At 35.8% G+C, this 21810-nt stretch carries 20 protein-coding genes and 1 pseudogene; 4 read left to right on the top strand and 17 right to left on the bottom strand.

The features are described from left to right. Positions 1–19: 19 nt before the first annotated feature. Positions 20–1528: a cysteine--tRNA ligase gene (gene cysS, locus V4P56_RS01845; protein WP_455482391.1), complete on the bottom strand. Its 1509-nt coding sequence runs from the start codon at positions 1526–1528 to the stop codon at positions 20–22. Positions 1529–2023: 495 nt separating this feature from the next. On the opposite strand from cysS, the gene V4P56_RS01840 reads away from it, so the two are divergent. Further along, positions 2024–2395, top strand: coding sequence for a TIGR02301 family protein (locus V4P56_RS01840; protein WP_455482390.1), 372 nt, complete (start codon positions 2024–2026; stop codon positions 2393–2395). Positions 2396–2600: 205 nt separating this feature from the next. Here the strand turns inward: V4P56_RS01840 and V4P56_RS01835 are convergent, their stop codons facing one another. Further along, positions 2601–3929: a dihydroorotase gene (locus tag V4P56_RS01835; RefSeq protein ID WP_455482389.1), complete on the bottom strand. Its 1329-nt coding sequence runs from the start codon at positions 3927–3929 to the stop codon at positions 2601–2603. A 64-nt stretch (positions 3930–3993) separates the two neighbouring features. Between V4P56_RS01835 and ygfZ the strand changes: the two genes are divergently transcribed. Continuing rightward, complete coding sequence (gene ygfZ / locus V4P56_RS01830) at positions 3994–4860, top strand: CAF17-like 4Fe-4S cluster assembly/insertion protein YgfZ (RefSeq protein ID WP_455482388.1); 867 nt, start codon at positions 3994–3996, stop codon at positions 4858–4860. Positions 4861–5213: 353 nt separating this feature from the next. Here ygfZ and recO (V4P56_RS01825) read toward each other — a convergent pair. From recO (V4P56_RS01825) to rpoZ, 12 genes and pseudogenes are all read right to left on the bottom strand, one after another. After that, a pseudogene (gene recO, locus V4P56_RS01825) lies at positions 5214–5713 on the bottom strand (DNA repair protein RecO); the annotation flags it as partial. Positions 5714–6400: 687 nt separating this feature from the next. After that, positions 6401–7216 carry a 3-methyl-2-oxobutanoate hydroxymethyltransferase gene (gene panB, locus V4P56_RS01820; RefSeq protein ID WP_455482387.1) on the bottom strand — a complete coding sequence of 272 codons (816 nt, stop codon included), beginning with the start codon at positions 7214–7216 and terminating at the stop codon, positions 6401–6403. A gap of 14 nt (positions 7217–7230) precedes the next feature. Next, on the bottom strand, positions 7231–8076 hold the full coding sequence (gene panC, locus V4P56_RS01815) for a pantoate--beta-alanine ligase (RefSeq protein WP_455482386.1): 846 nt from the start codon (positions 8074–8076) through the stop codon (positions 7231–7233). 34 nt (positions 8077–8110) lie between these two features. Beyond that, the gene (recO, locus tag V4P56_RS01810) at positions 8111–8836 is read right to left on the bottom strand and encodes a DNA repair protein RecO (protein ID WP_455482385.1); all 726 of its coding nucleotides are present in this window, start codon (positions 8834–8836) and stop codon (positions 8111–8113) included. A 1-nt stretch (position 8837) separates the two neighbouring features. Beyond that, positions 8838–9743 carry a GTPase Era gene (gene era, locus V4P56_RS01805; protein ID WP_455482384.1) on the bottom strand — a complete coding sequence of 302 codons (906 nt, stop codon included), beginning with the start codon at positions 9741–9743 and terminating at the stop codon, positions 8838–8840. Beyond that, on the bottom strand, positions 9736–10443 hold the full coding sequence (rnc, locus tag V4P56_RS01800) for a ribonuclease III (RefSeq protein ID WP_455482383.1): 708 nt from the start codon (positions 10441–10443) through the stop codon (positions 9736–9738). Before rnc ends, era begins: the two co-directional genes overlap by 8 nt. Further along, positions 10424–11233, bottom strand: a complete 810-nt coding sequence (gene lepB / locus V4P56_RS01795; RefSeq protein ID WP_455482633.1) for a signal peptidase I — start codon at positions 11231–11233, stop codon at positions 10424–10426. Before lepB ends, rnc begins: the two co-directional genes overlap by 20 nt. An 82-nt stretch (positions 11234–11315) precedes the next feature. Further along, positions 11316–11717: a holo-ACP synthase gene (gene acpS / locus V4P56_RS01790; protein WP_455482382.1), complete on the bottom strand. Its 402-nt coding sequence runs from the start codon at positions 11715–11717 to the stop codon at positions 11316–11318. Beyond that, positions 11714–12316 carry a DUF2062 domain-containing protein gene (locus tag V4P56_RS01785; RefSeq protein ID WP_455482381.1) on the bottom strand — a complete coding sequence of 201 codons (603 nt, stop codon included), beginning with the start codon at positions 12314–12316 and terminating at the stop codon, positions 11714–11716. Before V4P56_RS01785 ends, acpS begins: the two co-directional genes overlap by 4 nt. Before the next feature lie 98 nt (positions 12317–12414). Further along, positions 12415–12993 (bottom strand): orotate phosphoribosyltransferase, encoded by a 579-nt coding sequence (gene pyrE, locus V4P56_RS01780; protein WP_455482380.1) that lies wholly within the window; start codon positions 12991–12993, stop codon positions 12415–12417. A gap of 18 nt (positions 12994–13011) precedes the next feature. Further along, on the bottom strand, positions 13012–15240 hold the full coding sequence (locus tag V4P56_RS01775) for a RelA/SpoT family protein (RefSeq protein WP_455482379.1): 2229 nt from the start codon (positions 15238–15240) through the stop codon (positions 13012–13014). Positions 15241–15378: 138 nt separating this feature from the next. After that, on the bottom strand, positions 15379–15777 hold the full coding sequence (gene rpoZ, locus V4P56_RS01770; protein ID WP_455482378.1) for a DNA-directed RNA polymerase subunit omega: 399 nt from the start codon (positions 15775–15777) through the stop codon (positions 15379–15381). Positions 15778–16388: 611 nt separating this feature from the next. Here rpoZ and V4P56_RS01765 point away from each other — a divergent pair. Further along, positions 16389–17057, top strand: coding sequence for a uracil-DNA glycosylase (locus tag V4P56_RS01765; protein ID WP_455482632.1), 669 nt, complete (start codon positions 16389–16391; stop codon positions 17055–17057). A gap of 35 nt (positions 17058–17092) precedes the next feature. Here the strand turns inward: V4P56_RS01765 and smpB are convergent, their stop codons facing one another. Both smpB and dapA read right to left on the bottom strand, forming a co-directional pair. Then, a complete protein-coding gene (smpB, locus tag V4P56_RS01760; protein ID WP_455482377.1) occupies positions 17093–17569 on the bottom strand; it encodes an SsrA-binding protein SmpB in 477 nt (158 codons plus the stop codon). 18 nt (positions 17570–17587) lie between these two features. After that, positions 17588–18472: a 4-hydroxy-tetrahydrodipicolinate synthase gene (dapA, locus tag V4P56_RS01755; RefSeq protein ID WP_455482376.1), complete on the bottom strand. Its 885-nt coding sequence runs from the start codon at positions 18470–18472 to the stop codon at positions 17588–17590. A gap of 243 nt (positions 18473–18715) precedes the next feature. Here dapA and V4P56_RS01750 point away from each other — a divergent pair, with 243 nt between their 5' ends. Beyond that, entirely contained in the window at positions 18716–20827 is a 2112-nt protein-coding gene (locus tag V4P56_RS01750) for a lytic transglycosylase domain-containing protein (RefSeq protein WP_455482375.1), read from the top strand. A 113-nt stretch (positions 20828–20940) separates the two neighbouring features. Here the strand turns inward: V4P56_RS01750 and V4P56_RS01745 are convergent, their stop codons facing one another. Further along, entirely contained in the window at positions 20941–21726 is a 786-nt protein-coding gene (locus V4P56_RS01745) for an energy transducer TonB family protein (protein WP_455482374.1), read from the bottom strand. Positions 21727–21810: the final 84 nt, after the last annotated feature.

The following is a 21810-nucleotide window of genomic DNA, read 5'->3' as shown; positions in this document are numbered from 1 at the left end:
AGCTGCTAGAATACAGGAATTAGAACCGCTTTATTTCCCATTTGGTTATACGCTTGCCAGTCTGTGGGTCTTTGCTATCTTTTAATAAGATTCCCTCAGCTGCAAGCTCATCACGAATATTATCCGCAGCTTCCCACTCTTTATTATGGATAAGTTGTAACCTTTCGACAATACGCTGATCAATAAATTTTGAATCAAGGGAGGGTTTTTCCATAAACAATGGGCATTCGGTTTTTCTAACCCATTCTTTCCGCAATAGTCCAAGTAAATTCATCCCATTTGCGAGAGCTATAGCATCCCCTTCTTTATAAAATTGTCGCAGAAAAGTAATTGCATTCGGAGTGTTAAGATCATCGCTTAATGCGTTTATTAAAGAATTATCAAAAACTTTATTATTCTCTAAACACCCACTTTCACAGCGAAGTAATTCGTACCAACGATACAATTCTCTACTAGATTGTGTTAAACGCTGACTTGTCCAATTTAACGGTGCACGATAATGAGTTTGTAACATAGAAAACCTTGTAGACAAACCAGACCAATCTTGTTTTACTTCATCTGTTAAAGCATCACTAAACTCAAAAAAATCACTCTCTAAAATAGAACGAATAGTAATGAAATTTCCAAGGCTTTTAGACATCTTTTTGCCTTCAACCTGCAAGAAACCATTATGCATCCAAAAATTAGCCATTCGCTCAGTCCCAAAAGCTGAACAACTTTGTGCAATCTCATTTTCATGATGAGGAAAAATCAAATCAATACCACCACCATGGATATCAAAAACATTTGCTTTTGGGTTATCACATGCCAAACCACCACCATAAGGAACTAACAGTTTTGCCATCGACATTGCAGAACATTCAATATGCCAACCTGGACGACCAAAAACAGGAATTCCTGCCGGTGATACCCAACCTGGTTCTCCCTCTACAGAAGGCTTCCATAAAACAAAATCCATCTCCTCTTTTTTATAAGGAGCAACATCAACACGTGCGCCTGCTCTCATTTCATCTAATGAGCGTTTTGCAAATGTACCATAATGAGGATGATTTTTGACACTACTCACAGAAAATAATATATGATTTTCTGCTCTATAAGCATGTCCCTTTTCAAGCAACCTTTCAATCAAAGAGCACATCTCCTTTAAATGATCCGTTGCACGCGGTTGGCTAGTTGGTGGTAAACAACCAAGTGCCATTGTATCTTTTTGAAATTGAGAATATGTATTCTCAGTCAATTGGCGAATAGCATCATTAAGTTTTAACTCCGGATACTCACAAGCTGCTCGTGCATTAATCTTATCATCCACATCTGTAATATTACGTACATAAATAACATAATCATTGCCATAGACATGACGTAATAAGCGAAATAAAATATCAAAAACAATTACAGGGCGAGCATTACCAATGTGGGCATAATCGTAAACTGTTGGACCACAAACATAAAGACGTACCTTAGTAGCATCTATTGGTATAAAATTTTCTTTTTTGCGTGTAAGAGTATTATAAAATCGTAACTCTCTCATAATTACACTCCATTAACAATGTTACTCGCTACTTTTCTAAATAGACGTTACTCCAAATTATCAAATTATGCGGATTTAGATGAAATTTTTTAAAATTGCTCTATTTTATCTATGCCATGTTCATCATCTATCACAAAAATAATGCCATTTTATTTTGTTAAATATTAAAGTTTTCTATTATACCCCTTTTCTTAATGGCAAAATTGTTGAAGAAAAAAATCTTCAATGCACAAAAATGTGCAAATAAAATGCGAATTCCCACAAAAATAAATTACATACAAAAAATTTAAACTTCTTAACCACACAAAACCAAATCAATTATTATTGACTATTTCTTTTCCATCTTTCATGCTCTAAATTTTATAACGTATCCCCTATTGATAATGATGTATAAATAACTTTTACCCTACCCTTCAACATACGTTTAATGACAAAACCATATCTACTATTGTACTCGTACAAAAATTCACTAAATAAAATTGAGTAATAAAAATAATGCGTAATACATTGATAAAAAACACTATTTTAATATTCTTCTTAACTTCAATATCAACTTTTGCACAACAACCTCTACCACATGATAAAAAATTGCTACGGCTAGCAGAGATTTTGGGATCTCTACACTATTTGCAAAATCTTTGTAGTACCCCAACAAATCAATGGTATAACTACATGATTGCATTAATTGAAGCAGAAAAACCAACTCCACAAAGACGTGCTTATTTTTATGAAGCATTTAATGAGACTTATCGTGCTTTTTCAGCAAATTATCGCCATTGTACACAATCAGCGATTGAAGCAAATCAAAGATACATTAAAGAAGGAATATCCTTATCTGAAAATCTTATCACGAAATTTAACAATTAATTTATTAAAAATTACCATCCCCTTTCAATTTATACTATTTAAATAGCAACTATCTCCAAAATAAATGAACTAATAATTGAAGTATAATAAATTCAATTCTTGAAGAAAAAATCCTAAAAATGCTTTTATTTATTATAATAAGATTGTTATAATTGCTTTTTATCTCCATTTAATCATTCTATTAAACTCATTAATTTTAATCTTACTATGCTAAGGATTCTATAAATTTAACAGGTTCACCCCTCGAAGGTGTGATAATTTCACCTTCCCACATGACTCGCATACCACGAATAATGGTTCCAACAGGCCAACCTTTAACCTTTTTACCATCATAAGGTGTCCAACCAGCACGTGAACCAATCAATGCATTTGTAATAATCTCTTCCCGTTTAAGATCAACAATAGTCAAATCAGCATCATACCCAACAGCAAGGCGTCCTTTACAACTTATACCAAAAATGCGGCTTGGACCATGTGAAGTAAGATCAACAAAACGTTCAAGAGATATCTTCCCTGCATTCACATGTGTCAGCATAATTGCTACTGTTGTCTGCACACCTGTTATCCCTGAAGGCGAAGAGGGATAAGGCCTATGCTTTTCTTCTAGTGTATGAGGAGCATGATCAGAACCTAAAACATCAATAATACCTTGCTGAACACCATACCAAAGAGATTCACGGTGGCGGCTTTCACGGATAGGTGGGTTCATTTGAATCAATGTACCAAATTGCTGATAAGCATCAGCAGCCAAAGTCAAATGATGCTGTGTAACTTCAATTGTTGCTATATCTTTATGATTTTTTAGAAAATCTACTTCTTCTGCTGTAGAAAGATGCAGTATATGAATTCGTGCTTTCGTTTCATGCGCAATTTTAATCAAACGCTGTGTACATTTTAATGCTGTAACTTCATCACGCCAAACCGGATGTGATGATGGATCACCCTCAATACACAACATTTTACGCTCTTTTAGTCTTGCCTCATCTTCAGAATGAAAAGCTACACGACGGTGTGTATTTTTTAAAATAAGGCGTACACTTTCATCATCATCTACTAGAAGATCACCCGTAGAAGAACCCATGAATACTTTAATTCCAGCAGTACCAGGAAGTCTTTCTAGCTCAGCCAATTCATGTATATTTTCACGCGTTCCTCCAACCCAAAAAGCAAAATCACAATGCATTCTGTGAAATCCGCGTTTAACCTTATCAGTCAATGCTTCTTCAGATGTAGTTAATGGACTGGTGTTGGGCATTTCAAACACTGCTGTCACTCCTCCTAAGACTGCAGAATATGATCCACTTTCCAAATCTTCCTTATATTCATTACCCGGCTCACGAAAATGAACTTGGCTATCGATAATACCAGGCAAAATATGAAGCCCTGTACAATCAATTACCTCACCAGCAGACGCATATGTAAGATCACCAATTTCAGCAATACAACCATTTGTGATACCAATATCACGCTTGCTAGTTCCATCATGATTCACAAGTGTTGCACCTTTAAAAATTGTATCAAATGTTTTAAACATAACTGTGCTCCTCACATATCCTTTCCTTATCGATTATGTAACTTTGGGCAGAAAGGCAAGAACCATGATTAAAAAACCAAATGCCATTCTTTTAAAAAACCGAAAGGTTATTAAAGTTACTGGTGAAGAAGCAACACATTTTTTACAAATTCTTATCACGACAAATGTAGAAAAAATCGGCTCACAAGAAATTTTTCCTGGAGCTCTCTTATCCCCACAAGGAAAGGTTATTGCTGATTTTCTAATCGGTAAAATAAATGATGGCTATCTAATTGATATTGTTACGTCTTTAGCTGATGCTTTCCAAAAACGTCTTCTTCTCTATAAATTACATACAAAAGTAGAAATCACACAACCATTACAGGAAGTTGTTACAGTTTTTTGGAATGATGAAATAGATGTCTCAGATTGTAATTTAAGTTTTATTGACAAGCGATTTCCACAAAAAGAAAAAATAATACGAACCTATGGAAAAATACCTTTTTCTGCTCCAGAATATAATAACGATTGGAACCGAATGCGTATCCGTTATGCAATTGCAGAAAGTGGTCAAGATTATGAAATAGGTAAAGTCTTTCCCCATGATATTAATTACGATCAAATCAATGGATTAACATTCAACAAGGGCTGCTATATCGGACAAGAAGTTGTTGCACGAATGCATCATCGCCATATGGCACGTCGCCGAATTTTAGTAGTAAAAAGCCAGCATGAATTAACTCCAAGGTCCAGCGTGCAAGCAGGAACCAAAGTACTTGGTTACTTGGGAACATGTGCTGCAAATGAAGCTTTAACTTTAATGCGTATTGATCATGTCAAAGATGCTATGGATAAAAACATCCCATTTGTAGTAGAAAATGCTCCTGTCACAATAAATATTGCTGAAAATATGAATTTTACTTTTCCTGAAAGCACAGTAGAAACTAGCTAAAAATTAAAGTCAAATTACAACAAAGTGAAAAACATATACTTGGCAAAAATTACTTTCTAGCCAGTATTTGATTTACTAGATCCTTTCCTGTTGGTATCAGAAAAATATTCTACTTATGTCATATAGTAATACTTATGTCATATAATAAAATGTAAGGAAAGTGTACCTATTTTGCCACATAGTATTTACTTCCTATAAAGCAAATGTTTTAGAAAATTTTTCCGCAATTATTTAGTAATAAATATTCCTGCACTCTTCTCTATAAAGTACTAAAATGTATCATAGATTGTATAATTTTAGCTTTTAAAGCTTGTACAAAAAATAATATGAATTCATTGAAAAATGCTATCTACCCCTGATTTTGATAATATATAATGAAATTTTTCCTGACTTCCCGTTGCAGTACAACAAGATAAATCAAGACCAAGCTCTTCAAGAACACATATTTCAAAACGCACAGATAATTCAGCGTTTACAAAGAACTCATCAAAATTCTGTATAAAAAGGTGTAAAATATCATATAGAATATGGGTGTAGATCACGTTCAAAAAACAAGCGTAAATGAAAAATTATCAGCTAAAAAGCGTAAAATGCCTCTGGTAAAATCATTAATCGTGCAGCATGTAAATCAAGTGCTTCAAGCCGAAAAAATCCTAAATGTTCGTCTAAACCAGCTCACCATTCAGCTTCTACAAAATTCCCAGATTGAAAAAGAGCTAATATACGACGAGAACACCTCCCCTTTTACTACTCCCATGTAACGGCCATACTGACGCGCCATAATTTCAAGAATCACACTTGTTTCACCATACCGACGTATGCCAAGGATAATAACCTTTTCTTTCCATTTTATTTTATTTTAAAAAATCAAAGCGCACTTTCTTCTGCTCATTAATCTTTTTCTTAAAAGCTCTAAAAACATCAAATAAACTGACCATATTTCTGCATCTTATGAAGGCTAGCATCTTTACTAAATTCAATACAAAAGAATCTTTTCGCTATTTTAGCATCCAAAATAATACTTTACTAAATAAACTCACCTTACAACCATACTCTACACAAAAGTTGCAAATATCCTTTTAATCTGTTTTAATAACTCCAATGCTAAAATACTTATTTTGATATCTTTCTTACCATTTATCCTTTTTTTCATTGTAGCTGAGAAAACGTAAATACACTGGTTTATTGTTTTCTTCAATTTATACCAATTTTATTGTAATTATTAAGAGGAGTAAAATAGGTACCTCTCTTCACCATTATTCTGTGGATATTTGGTACTTTATAACTATTGTTTTTATAATAGTTCGTAGTTTAGAGTCTGTAAAAATGAATGCTGCTGAATCCCATCGAATATTTGCTACATATCCACTATCAAAAATATCTTTTCAACAATTGTGAAGCTATCCTGATCAATAATATAAACTAACAAAATCATAGCTTAAATTGAGAACAAACAAAGTACGTATGAAGGAATGTACACCAATTAGCAAAGATCTATAACAACTGATTGTTTTGTAATAATTTTATACTAAACTGAATTTTATTTTAATTTATAAATTTCTGCATCAGCTGGAAAAGAACGTGATTTGACGTCATCTGCATAATTCTTGATTGCAATTTCTACTTCTTGTTCAATAACACCATAACGACGCACAAATTTAGGTACATAAGCACCATAGCCTAACATATCTTCCATTACTAATATCTGTCCATCACACTGATTAGACGCACCAATACCAATAGTAGGGATAGAGAGCTTTTCTGTAATCTTCACTGCTAAGGGTTCTACAATCCCTTCTAAAACAATAGCAAAAGCACCTGCCTCTTCAATCGCCGCCCCGTCTGCTTCAATCTTTTGCCAATCACTCTCTTCACGCCCTTGAGTCCTAAAACCACCAAAACGATTCACTGCCTGAGGAGTGAGACCAATATGCCCCATAACTGGAATGCCGCGTTTACACAAAAAATCAATTGTTTCTGCTATATAAACACCACCTTCAAGCTTAATCGCACCACACCCTGTTTCTGAAAGAATACGCGACGCATTAGAAAAAGCTTGTTCTTTACTTTCTTCATAAGAACCAAAAGGCATATCAACAACCACAAGTGCTCTCTTAGATCCACGCATAACTGCCTGCGCGTGCAAAATCATCATATCTACACTAACTGGAAGTGTTGTATCAAATCCATGCACAACCATACCAACACTATCACCAACCAAAAGGAAATCGCAATATGGATCTGCAATCCGCGCAGTGTAAGCTTGATACGCCGTTAAAGCAACAATCGGTTCTTGTCCTTTTCTTAATTGTATTTCAGAAGCGGTAATACGCTTTATGGTTTTATGTACACTCATTTCCAGCTGCCCTTCTATTGCAATATGTATTGATCAATAAGTCTAACTTTACCAAAGCGGACAGTTAGTAATAAAACTGCGGGTTTATCCAATTTTTCTTTGATAACACATAAGGTCTCCATATCTCGTAAATCTACTGATTCAACAATCGCACGCGATTCTTTCTGTAAAGTATCACAAACAATTTTGCATAATTTATAAACTGATCGCTCACCTTGGTAATAAAGTTTTTCAGCAGCCTTACCACTCTCAGGAATAATTTTTGCAGCTTTACGATCTTCTGGTGTTAATAACTGATTACGTGAAGAGCTAGCTACACCATCTGCTTCACGAAAAATAGGTACTCCAATAATTTCGATCGGGAAAGCTAGATCTTTAACCATGCGACGGATAATAACAATTTGTTGAAAATCCTTTTCTCCAAAAAAAGCCTTATCTGGCTGCACAATGTTAAAAAGCTTAGCAACAACGCTGGTCACACCACAAAAATGCTCTGGACGCAATCTTCCTATTAAAATACATGATAATTTTTCTACCTTCACAATTGTTTCATTTCCTATTGGCCACATTTCTTCCACAGAAGGTGCAAAAACATATTCAACTCCCACTTTTTCCAACAAAGCGCAATCATTTACTAAATCTCTTGGGTATTTATCAAAATCCTCGTGGAGACCAAATTGCTTTGGATTAACAAAAATAGAAACCAATATTCGATCACACATCACTCTTGCTTGCTGCACTAACGCAAGATGACCATCATGTAATGCTCCCATAGTTGGAATAAAACCAATAGAAAACCCTAAACGCCGCTCTTCTACGATACATTGGCGCACTTCAGTAATTGTTTTCAAAATCCGCATCTTTATATTCTATTCATTTTTATCAAATTAATATTTATAATCGCTGTTTAAACAATTGTATTAAATTAATACGCACTGATGGCTGCTTTATACTTCGTGGCTCCCAGACATAGCGCATCAAAAAAAAACCTGTTAGAATAAATCCATTAATTATGTCACTAAAATCAACAGGACGAGTAGTTCTTTGTACCAAAAACTGCGGTAAAACTAGAAGCTTTTCTTTCCAAGGACGCCCTGCTTCTTCGCATACAGCACGCCCTGATTTCGGTGATACATAATGAAGTTTTTCCTGGCTTCCTGTTACAGCACAACAGGATAAATCAAGACCAAAACCAAGCTCTTTAAGAATACACATTTCAAAACGCACAGATAATTCAGCGTTTACAAATAACTCATCAAAATTCTTCATAAAAAGGTGTAAAATATCATATAAAATAGGATGTGGATCACGTTCAGGAAGCAAGCGTAAATGAAAAACTATTAACTGCAAAGTGTAAAGTGCCTCTGGTAAAATCATTAATCGTGCAGCATGTAAATCAAGTGCTTCAAGCCGAAAAAATCCCAAATGTTCATCTAAACGAGCCCACCACTCAGCTTCTACAAAATTCCCAGGTTGAAGAAGAGCCAGCATACGACGAGAACGCCCCCCTTTTACCACTCCCATATAACGGCCATGCTGACGCGTCATAATTTCAAGAATCACACTTGTTTCACCATACTGACGTGTGCCAAGGATAATAGCCTGTTCTTTCCATTTCATTTTATTTTAAAAAATCCAATCCCATTTCGCGGTAACGTTCTGGATCGGTATCCCAATTATCACGTACTTTTACAAATAGAAAAAGATGAACTTTTTGATTCATAATTTCCATCAATTCCTTACGTGCTGCCTGACCAATTGCTTTAATTGTATCGCCTTTTGTTCCTAAAATAATTTTTTTCTGACTATCACGCTCTATATAAATGACTTGATTAATTTTAACCGAACCATCTGAATGCTCTTTCCAGCTTTCTGTTTCAACTGTTGAAGAATAGGGAAGTTCATCATGAAGACGAAGAAAAAGTTTCTCACGTGTAATTTCAGCAGCAAGCTGACGCATAGGCATATCAGAAATTTGATCTTCTGGATAATACCATGGTCCCCTCTGCATCATTGTGCTCAGTGCATGAAGCAAATCTTTACAACCAGAACCATCTAAAGCAGAGATCATAAATGTCTGTAAAAAACCTACTTGCTCATTAATTTTTCTAGTTAATGCTAAAAGAGATGATTTAGCAACCTTATCAATCTTATTAAGAACAAGAAGTTTCTCCTTTTTAATATCTTTTACAATACTTAACATCGTATAAATTTCATCTAAAAGACCACTTTGAACATCAATCAAAACTAAAAGTACATCAGCATTCTTTGCACTTCCCCAAGCAGCAGATACCATAGCACGCTCTAATCGCTTGTGGGGACGAAAAACACCTGGTGTATCAATTAACACAATTTGTGTATTGTCATGAATAACAATACCACGAATCAAAGTCCGTGTCGTTTGTACCTTATGTGTTACAATTGAAACCTTCGCTCCAACCAACTGGTTAACCAATGTGGACTTACCAGCGTTAGGCATCCCAATGAGCGCAACAAAACCAGAACGCGTCTTAATAACGTCATCCATGATTATTTTTTCCCTGCGTTTCCCATATTCCTTCTCGTATTAAAATTTTTTCGGCTGCCATTCTTTCAGCATATCGTTTAGAATTACCCTTTCCAATCTCTGGTGCAAAACCAGAAATACTTACCTCTACCATAAAAACAGGATCATGATCTGGACCAGAACGCTTGATAACCCGATAATGTGGTTGTACACTACCCTGTGCATGAGCCCATTCTTGCAACTCTGTCTTAGCATCACGCCGACCAGCATCCATCTGTTTTGCTCGATCTTGCCAATATCTTTTAATAAAAGGCCGAACACTCTCTAATCCCCCATCAAGATACATCACAGCAATCAAAGCTTCAATGACATCAGCATGCATATTTGTAAGCCTACGATCTTTTAAGTTTTTCATCTCAAACCCAACATAGATCATATCAGGTAAACCCATTTCTAGCGCAATATCGGCACATGTCTGCGCATTTACTAAACCATTTAAACGTACTGATAATTCACCTTCACTTGCCTGAGGAAAAAACTCATACAACATTTCCGCAATCAAAAGTCCAAGAACTCGATCACCTAGAAATTCCAGCCTTTCATAATCCCCTTGCTTTGAATCTTGTACACTAGAATGAGTTAATGCTCTTTTTAATCTATCCTCATCTTTAAAACGATGCTTCGTCAATTTTTCAAGCTGATCAATTATTGGACGATTCATTGTTGATCTCTTGCTTATTAAGCGGCAAATCATGAACAGTATTAATAAAAGAAAACAAGCGATTCCAACGCACATCAAATGGCCAGCGCCAAATTTGCCAAGCACTTGAACCATTGCTAATAGAGAAAAAAATCAAGCTTGCTCGACCAACAAGATTTTCCTCTGGAACATAGCCTACATCTAAACGACTATCATCTGAATTATCACGGTTATCACCCATCATAAAATAGTGCCCTTGAGGAACTTCAAAGACCTTTGTTTCATCAATTTGTGGAAAAAAACCTAAATCAAGCGTGTCATAACTAACACCATTAGGCATTGTCTCACGATAAACATCAACGGGATAATTAAACTCTGTTATATCAGGATTATCAATCTGTCCTATAAGGTGACGTGAAACAGCTTTATCATTGATGTAAAGGACACCTTGATGCATCTGTACACGATCACCTGGAAGTCCAACAACACGTTTTATATAATCAATATCTGGGTTACTCGGTAAACGAAAAACTACCACATCTCCACGCTGAGGCTGAGATGCCCAAATACGTCCTGAAAAAAGAGGAGGAGAAAAAGGCATAGAAAAACGAGAATACCCATATGCATACTTAGAAACAAAAAGATAATCTCCTACCAATAAAGTAGGACGCATCGAACCAGATGGAATACTGAAAGGCTGGAAAAAAAGCGTACGGATAAACGCAGCCAAAAATAGAGCCTGTATCAAAACAAAAATAAATTCAAGAATTCCATTTTTTTTCTTTTTACACATTTTCTCTTTCTGAATCATCATAAACTGCCTTCCCATCACAAATATAACTCATTTCTTCATTATAATATTCAAATGTTAGAAGTATAATTCTCTACACTGTCTAACTACGTGAAATTGCTTCAATGATCACAAATGCCTGTGCCCAAGGAAAATCATCCGTTATGCTAAGATGAATGATAGCATCGTGATGAGGAGGTAATAACCTTTGTAGCCACGTTTGTGCTCGATTTGTTAACTGCATAATTGGTTTTCCAGATGGTAAATTAACCACCCCCATATCTTTCCAACTGACACCACAAGCGATTCCTGTACCTAAAGCTTTAGCACATGCCTCCTTAGCAGCAAATCTTTTTGCATAGAAAGAGTTTTTTTGGGTGATATTTTCAGATTTATTTCGCTCAATATCCGTAAAAATACGCTGGATAAAATGATCACCATAACGAATCAACATTCTTTCAATACGTCTTATATCAACTAGATCATTTCCAAGACCAATGATCATAAAATATTACCTGAATTTTCTTGCAACAAACGCCTCTTTTTCATAATTCTTTGATATCTCTTTTGTTGAAAACGAACTATTGCTCTGTAAACACCTATATAAGACAAACTACCAAAAATAAAACCTAAAAGTATACCACCTAAGATCATCGGCCTCATGATAGAGTTCCATGTATCCTTAAAAAGCAGAGATACATTTGAAAGTGTTAAGCCATCAAACAGGGTATGAATTTGAGAAAGAGAAATCTCATTCACATTGCTAAAAAGCGATAAACATAAATAGCCTACTTTATAATCCGCCATAATAATAAGTAAAAATGTAAGTGGATTAGAAAAAATAGTCCCAAGAATCGCTGCTGCAAAGTTTCCGCGCAGAATCCAAGAAAGAAGTACTGCTAAAATAATATGTACTCCAAAAAAAGGTGAACAGGCTAAAAAAATACCAATTGCAAAGCCTAACGCTACTTTATGTGGTGTTGCTGATATACGTAAAATACGTTTACGCATATAGCAAAATGAACGAGAAAATGAACGACGCGGCCACAACCAAAGTCGAATACGCTTTATAAAATCCATTGATTCCCGACGATGAAAAAGCATATAATTCTCAACACATACCTTATAAAACAAGAATAATTCATATGATTCAAATTAATCGTACCAAGTTCTTGCACAAAAACAAAAAAATATAAAGACAATTAAATATTTCGACTTCCTGGCTTAATTGCTGGAAGCATAGCAAGATCAGCAGGTACCGCATCTCTAGCATAAGATACTACTTCATATTCAGCAAGAGCAATAAGAGGAACTCCAACATCAGCTTTACCGCCAGAACGATCAAGAATACATGCACTTGCTACCACATCCGCATCTACTGCAACCAGAGCCTCAACTGTCTCACGAATAGAAAGACCTGTTGTCACAATATCTTCAACAATCACAACCCGTGCACTCTTCTTAATTTCAAAACGACGCAGCTGAAATACACCATTTACACGCTCCACCCAAATAGAAGGAACACCAAGATGGCGTGAAGTTTCATATGAGGGAATAAGACCACCAATAGCAGGGCCAACTATATAATCAATTTTTCCTTCGACACGTTTCTTGATTTCTTCAGCCAATCCACAACACAACTTTTCCGTCAAATCAGCATGCATAAATACTTTCGCTTTCTGCATATAAGTAGCACTATGACGGCCTGATGTTAAAATAAAATGCCCCTCTAAAATAGCATCCGCCTGTTTAAAAATATCAATTACATCTTGTGTATTCATTAAAAAATCTCTTATTCCTTACCCATGAACCCGACGCACTGTACTAACTGAATTTGCCTCTTTTAACTGAGAAAAAATACGATTTAAATGTTTTAAATCCCAGACTTCCAGATCAATCATAAGTTCTACAAAATCTGGTGCAGTACGGATAAAAGATAAATTTTGGATATTAGCATCGTTTGCAGAAATAACTTGAGTAATTTCAGCTAAAGAACCAGGACTATTAACAGCCAAAACATTAACCCGAGCAGGAAAACGTTCACTCATTTGAGCATCGATATCCCAACGTACATCAATCCATCGTTCTGGCTGATCATCATACGCCATTAAAGCCGAAGACTGTATCGGGTAAATAACGATCCCTGCACCCGGTTGCATAATACCAACAATCCGATCTCCTGGCACAGCTCCTTCAGGAGAAAAACGCACTGGAATATCTCCACGGGTTCCACGAATAGGCAATGCCTTATATTTATGTTTTTTTTCTGTGGTTGCATCCTTTTCATTTTCCGGAACTTTAAAAATCATACCTTGAGCATTTTCAATGTTAAACCAACCTTCCTCTCCAGGTTTAAAAGATGATTTTTGTATTACACGGTGATCTTGATAATCAGGATAAACTGCCTTCATCACATCAGAAGAAAGCAATTCACCACGTCCAACAGCTGCCAATACATCTTCCACATCTTTGTGTGCCAAACGTGGCAAAACTTGCTTAAGAATGTCTTTTGAAAATTGTTTTTCCATATATTCAAAAGAACGCTCAAGAATACGATATCCCAAACCTGAATATTGCTTACGTACCGCTGCGCGGGTTGCCCGACGAATGGCTGAACGCGCTTTTCCAGTTACAACAAAAAATTCCCATGCTGCTGGTGGAATTTGAGCTTGTGAACGTATAATATCAACCTCATCACCATTTTTTAATTTGGTCATTAAAGGCATAATGCGACCATTGATTTTTACTCCTACACAAGAATCACCAATATCAGTATGAACTGCATAAGCAAAATCGATAGGTGTAGCACCTTTAGGAAATGCAATCAATCGACCTTTCGGAGTAAAACAAAAAACTTGATCCTGAAAAAGTTCAAGCTTTGTATGTTCTAAAAACTCTTCTGGATTATCCCCATCTGATAAAGATTGGATTGTTTGACGCAACCATGCGTAAGCATTTGTTTCACTTGATAACTTTGAAACCGAATAATTAGAACCACATTCTTTATAAATGGAATGTGCAGCGACACCATACTCAGCAATTTCATCCATATCAGCAGTTCTAATTTGTAATTCAACCCGTTGTCTTGAAGGCCCTACAATCGTTGTATGAATAGAACGATAATCATTCTGCTTCGGTATAGAAATATAATCTTTAAAACGCCCAGGTACCATTGGCCACGTAGTATGAATAACGCCAAGAGCACGATAACAATCATTTACTGTTTCAACAATTACACGAAATCCAAAAATATCAGACAATTGTTCAAAAGATAATGCCTTACTTTCCATTTTACGAAAAACTGAATAAGATTTTTTTTGACGGCTTTTAACATTGGCTTTAATACCATTCTTGAAGAAAAGCTTTGTCAATTCATTTTCAATTGTAGAGAGTAAATCGCGATTACGCTTTAATAATTCAGCAAGCCGGTTGGTAATAGTATGATAACCTTCTGGATTTAGATAAAAAAAAGAAAGATCTTCTAATTCCTCGCGCATATCTTGCATACCCATACGCCCAGCAAGCGGCGCATAAATATCCATTGTCTCCTCAGCAATTCGTCGGCGCTTATCATCACGCATGACACCAAGGGTACGCATATTATGAAGACGATCTGCAAGTTTCACCAAAAGAACACGAACATCATCAGAAATAGCAATAAGAAGCTTCCGGAGATTCTCCGCTTGAACTGCTTTTTTAGATACAAGATCAAGCTTATTAAGCTTTGTTAGCCCTTCAACCAATTTACCAATTTCAGACCCAAAAAGTTGATCAATTTCTGCTCGTGTAGCGCTTGTATCTTCAATTGTATCATGCAAAAGAGCAACAGCAATTGTTGCCTCATCCAATCGCATATCTGTCAAAATGGTTGCTACTTCTAAAGGATGAGAAAAATAAAGATCACCTGAAGCACGTCTTTGGTGACCATGCTTCTGCATAGCATAATCATAGGCTTTATTCAACAGAACCTCATCTACGTCAGATTTGTACCGTTGAACACGGCCAACAAGCTCACACTGACGCATCATACAAGCATATCCCTTATATTTTCACAACTCAACCCTTATTGAACAAAAATACTTTGCTAATACAAAGCAATAAAACAACTACCACTGTCTGATAACATATATCTTCTATGATACGAGAACAATACAATTAACAATCATCTAATAATCATCACTCTTCTCTGGAACAACTAAACCTTCAATGCCTGCTAAAAGATCTTCTTCCGACATATAATCAAATGAACAGCCCTCTTCTTCCGATGATGCCCCAAAAATACTATTAGATTCACCCGAGTGAGAAATAAATTCACTCGCTACTTCTGGTTCATCTACTTCTACGTACTTTTGCAATGAATGAATAAGATCTTCTTTTAAATCAGCAGATGATAGAGTTTCTTCTGCTATTTCACGCAAAGCGATAACCGGGTTCTTATCATTATCACGATCAACTGTAATCTGTGCACCCTGTGAAATCTGACGTGCTCTATGCCCAGCTAAAAGTACTAACTCAAAGCGATTATCAACTTTATCAATACAATCTTCTACTGTTACACGAGCCATTTACGCCTCTTTCTTAAAGATTTTTAAAATTCCATAGTGAGAGTAGATTATATACAATAATCAAAATAAAACACAAGAAAAACAATAAAAACTCAAATATTTTTTTTCCAAAGAAGCTTATTTAAGAAATTTTTTAGAAGCTTTATAAAAAGTATATAATCTATCCAAATCAGTTATGAATACCACTTTAAAATGAAAGGCTTCAATAATGCAGAACTAAATAAAAAATACACTCATGAACAAAATTACTCTCTCTATAGATTTTAATCGTTAAAGCTGTATCAATTATTCAAATTTATTAACAGTTTTTTGAAATAAAAACAATTTAATACACATTATTCATAGCAACATATTTATTAAAAATGAGAAAACTTATCTCACCGAATGTCACATTATATTACCTAATGTCTTATTTATCAAGTAAATTCCTGAAAATTATCTTTCTGTACAAAAATAAGCGATAATGATTTTTGTTAATCTATGTTATAAACAGATCGTTTATATTAATCATTAAATTACTTATAAAGGTATAATTTACCATATACCCTCCATAAATAACTTAAAAAAGTTTTAAAGGATTTTTTATCAAAAATAATTTAATGACTGTCGCTATGAATAGCCAATTCACATCGCTTTGCCCAGAACCGCCAAAAAATTGTAATTTATGCCCCCGCTTACATAAATTTATCGCTGACTGGCGTATAAAAGAACCAAGCTGGCATAATGCACCAGTAAGCCCATTCTTTCCTTATAAAGGCGCTGCCACAACACGTCTCCTGATTGTCGGACTTGCTCCTGGATTACGCGGAGCAAATCGAACTGGACGCCCGTTTACTGGTGATTATGCTGGACAATTACTTTATTCTACTTTAAAAAAATTTGGCTTTGCTCAAGGCACCTTTGAAGAAAAAGCAGATGATAATCTTAAACTAATTGATGCCGCAATTGTTAACTCTGTTCGTTGTGTTCCACCAGAAAATAAACCCACTAGCACTGAAATCAATACTTGCCGACATTTCTTTTCACCTCTCTTAACGAATCTTCCAAAACTTAAAGCCGTTATTACCCTTGGAACCATTGCTCACCACTCAACCATACGTGCCTTAAATGCAAAAGTTTCAGCACACCCTTTTGGACATGGAGAAACAAGTAATATTGGCAGATTACGCATATTTTCAAGCTATCACTGCTCACGCTATAATACTAATACTGGCCGATTGACAGATGCTATGTTCCATCAAATCTTTCAAGCAGCAAAAACACATTTAGATCAATGCTGAAACCTTCTTATCAGCACTATAAAAAAGGATACTTGTCATCCATATTTTTTTAAAAGCCTTGCTTTTTCACGTCCCCAATCACGTTTTTTTTCTGTTTCACGCTTATCATAAAGCTTTTTCCCACGTGCCAAAGCAATCTCTAGCTTAGCACGTCCTCGTTCATTAAAATAAAGTTTAAGTGGAACAAGTGTCATCCCTTCACGAGAAGTCGCATTGAAAAAACGTGCCATTTCACGATTTGAAATCAATAATTTACGCAAACGACGTGATTCATGATTAAACCGATTGGCCTGCGTATATTCAGGAATATAGCTGTTAACTAACCATAACTCTCCATTTTCAAAGCTGGCATAACTTTCAGCGATATTAGCATGATTGAAACGTAAAGACTTCACTTCCGTTCCCTGAAGTACAAGACCAGCTTCAAGACTATCAAGAATTTCAAAATTGAAACGAGCCTTACGATTGTCAGCAATTATTTTTCGTACGGGTACGTTCTTTTTTTTGTTCATAGCTATACCAATATCATGTTATTCTTTAAGAAGACCAGCATGCTGCAAAGCTGCATCAATAATCTTCTTTGTAGTATCCAATAATGGAACAATTGGTGAACGAACAGTATCACCACAAAGCTTTAATTTTGAAGCTGCATATTTGATACCCGCAGGGCTTGGCTCAATAAACACTGCACGATTAAGAGGCATCAAACGATCATTTAATTCCCGTGCTGTTTTATAATCACCGCGATAACAAGCAGCATGAAGCTCTGCACAGAGTTTTGGAGCAACATTGGATGAAACCGAAATACACCCCACACCCCCATGTGCATTAAAACCTAATGTTGTACAATCATCACCAGAAAGCTGTATAAAATCCTTGCCACATTTTTCACGTTGCTCTGTAACACGCTCAATCTTGCTTGTTGCGTCTTTAACACCAATGATATTTTTAAAATCTCGACAAAGATCTTTCATAGTATCCACAGTCATATCGACAACCGAACGCCCAGGAATATTATAAATTATAATTGGGATAGAAGTGGCTTTCGCGATGGAAGAAAAATGTGTATATAATCCACGTTGATTAGGCCTATTATAATAAGGAATTACAACTAAAACTGCATCTGCACCTGCTTTTTCTGCATGCTGCGCAAGCTCTACAGCTTCGCTTGTGCTATTTGATCCTGCTCCAGCAATGACAGGGATACGTTTGGCAACTTGCTCAATACATAATTCTATAACCCGCTTATGCTCTTCATGGCTTAGAGTTGCTGATTCACCCGTTGTTCCAACAGGGCTTACACCATTAATACCTTGTGTGATCTGCCATTCGACAAAATTGCAAAATGCCTTCTCATCAATAGCACCATTATTATCGAATGGTGTGATAAGTGCAGTTAAAGCTCCCTTGAGCATAATAAACTCCCTGCAATGTCAGCTTTATTAAAAATAATCGCTTTTATAAATTACCTAAAGAGCATAATCTCGCTCTATCATTGAAGCAAGATGAATTTCATAGAAGCACTCACAAGATTAGTATGTATCTTTTTTGATTTTGAAGATTCTATAAAAGTATTGACATACTATTAACCCGTTTTTCATGCTTCTATTCTAAAAATCTTAAAGTATCTAAAAAAATGAAATCCCAAGGCTTTTTTTATGCGTGTATTCTTCATTTTCTTTTTTGTACTAACCTTTACTATATTTATACTGTCATCAACAATGTACTTTTCAAGTGCAATTGCACAAACAACCCTTCTGCACAGAAAAATACCAATCCCTTTGGCTCGCCCTACTACATTTGATATACAAGAAAAATCTAAAAAATCACCAAAACAGATTCATGCAACAATCCATAATATTTCTGCGATCAGCAATATTACTCCGCTTAATCAACTTAAATCTGGCCTAGACGCACTTTCAAACAATAACATTGCGAAAACAATAGCTATTCGTGATTCAATGGAAAAAAATAGCCTTGATCGTCATATTTTGACATGGGCGATAAGTATTTCAAATCATATAAATGTTCCAAGTTCTGAAATATTCAATGCAATAAACGAGCTTAAAGGATGGCCAGGCATAACTACTATGCAACGTAATGCTGAACGTGCTTTTATCAATGAAGTAAATTCTGCACACCTCATCATTAAAAAATTTACCCATCATTCTCCTCTCACAGCACAAGGTATGGCCGCATTTGCTAAAGCACTTATAGCAACTGGACAAACCACCCGTGCACAACACATCATCGCCCCATGGTGGCATAAAGTGAAGCTTGATACAGAAGAAGAAGAGCTTATTCTGAAAAATGCAAGTACTATATTAAAGCCTATTGATCATCTAAAACGTATGCAATTTATGCTTTATACAAATCGGATTTACTCAGCTGAGCGAGTCGCAAAATTAGCTCATGCTCAGTCTCTTTTTGACGCTTTTGTTTCTGTTGAGAAAAATGATCCAAGAGCTGCACAAAAATTACAAGCTGTTGAGAGATCATGGCAAAAAGACCCTCTCTTACAATTCGCTCAAATTCGCTATCTGCGACGAACTGGGCAATATGATGCAGCAGCAGCACTTATGATGAAAACCCCAAGAGATGAATCAAGCCTTATCAATTCTAATGCATGGTGGATAGAACGACGTGCCCTTTCTCGTGAAATGCTTGACTTAAATAAACCTGAAATTGCTTATCAACTCGCTGCAATGCATATTGGTGTATTATCTTCGTTAGCAGTCGACGCTGAATTTCACGCAGGATGGTATGCACTGCGGTTTCTTCATGATCCCAAATTGGCAATGCACCATTTTTCACGGATTCCTCAGTTATCTTCCGCACCTCTCTCAGTATCTCGCGGATATTATTGGATGGGTCGATCAGCAGAAATCTTGGGTGAACACAAAAATGCTCAACATTATTTTCATCATGCTGCTTATTTTGGCGCAACTTATTATGGTCAATTAGCAGCTTCACGGCTGAACAAAAAAAAACTCAAAGTCTTTTTTCCCAAACCAACAACTGCTGAGCGACAACGTTTTAGTGCACGAAAAGCCATTAAAGCAATACGGCAACTTGAATCGGCAGGCTATAGTAATTTTGCTAAAATCTTTTATAAAGAACTTGGCGAAAAAATAGAAAGCCCTGGTGAATTAGCTCTTCTCGCTGTTATGGCAGAAAAAAATGGTGACTATTATACTAGCCTTAAAATTGGAAAAACTGCTGTTTTTCAAGGTAAAAATGTCGGCGCTCTTTCCCATCCTCTCGGCGCTATTCCAATATCTACCAGTATTCCCGCGGTAGAACAAGCACTTGTCTATGCCATTGCACGCCAAGAAAGTGAATTTAATCCAACAGCGATATCAACAGCAGGCGCACAAGGTATACTACAGTTGATGCCTACGACAGCAAAAGCACTTGCAACTAAATATTCAATTGCGTGGTCTCCGAAAAAATTCAGCAGCGATGCCAGCTACAATGCTAGATTAGGTGCCCATTTTTTAAGCGAACAGTTGGAACGCTTTAACGGATCCTATATATTGACTCTTATTAGTTATAATGCCGGATCTCGTCGTGCCAACGAATGGATAAAACGTTATGGCGATCCTAGAGGACAATCTCTCGATAAAGTTGTCGACTGGATTGAACGAATTCCCTATACAGAAACACGTAATTACGTAATGCGTGTTATGGAAAATTACGAAGTTTACAAAGCTAGACTTATTGGAACAACAGATATAAAAACCGACCTCATTTTTGGACAACAAAGATAATAGAATAAGTTGCTGAGAAATACTTCATTCTGCTTTCTCATCCATAAATCACTGCTTCACAAGTATCAATAAAAATAAGCAGTATGAAAGATATTTTCAAAAATTGTTCAAAATTAGCTAAATATCAAGGATACTCTGATAATCTTGTTTACCTTTGATGGTGGCGGTGGAGGAAAAGCACCAACTCGTTGAAGTGCTGCTATAGCTAATCGATCAAGCTCTTGATCACCAGCAGAAAGCACAACACGGCTGGAAAAAATATTCCCCTGTTCATGTACTTTAAATTCTAATTGCACCGTTCCTTTTGCACGACTAGTACGCCGTCCAACAACATATTTTTTCTGCCTTTCTAATTGTGTCTGTACCTTTTCTAACCATTTTTCCAATAATGCGCGCTCAAGTGCTGCTGCATTGCTACCATAACTATCGGTAGATGAATGTATTGCCTTTGTATCAAGTTGCTCCATTGTAGTTTTTGATTTTGGTAACTGTTTTTTTACAAGTGCTTTATTTTCTATTTTTTTAGGAAGAGATTTTTTTAAAGGCTTAGGTACCGTAAAATCACTTTTTTCTACAGTATACTGAGAATCTTCTTGTTCAACTTCATCCATTGATTCCAATATTTCTGGTTTTTGCTCGGAAAAATCAGATTGTAATACTTCTAAATCTGGATTGATATCTGATAAATCTGTGTCAACATCTAGCGAATCTGTATCAACATCTGAACGTACAATTTCTTGCGCAAAAGTCAGCATAACCACCGGTGAAATTGTACCTTTATTGCTTACATTAGAATTTTGAAAATAAAACCGGGCTCCTAATGCTATATGTAGAAAGAAAGCACTAATAAATGCACCAACCCAAAGAGTTGATAACCACCTAGTATTCGCAAAATTCATAGTTTTTTTCACCACTAATCTGAGCTTAATTTCACCACTATTCTAAGTTTAATATTGATGCTCAACTCTATTAAAGCAAGCAAT

The organism is Bartonella sp. B35(2025), from assembly GCF_053794465.1.
This window is presented reverse-complemented; position numbering and strand designations above follow the sequence as displayed.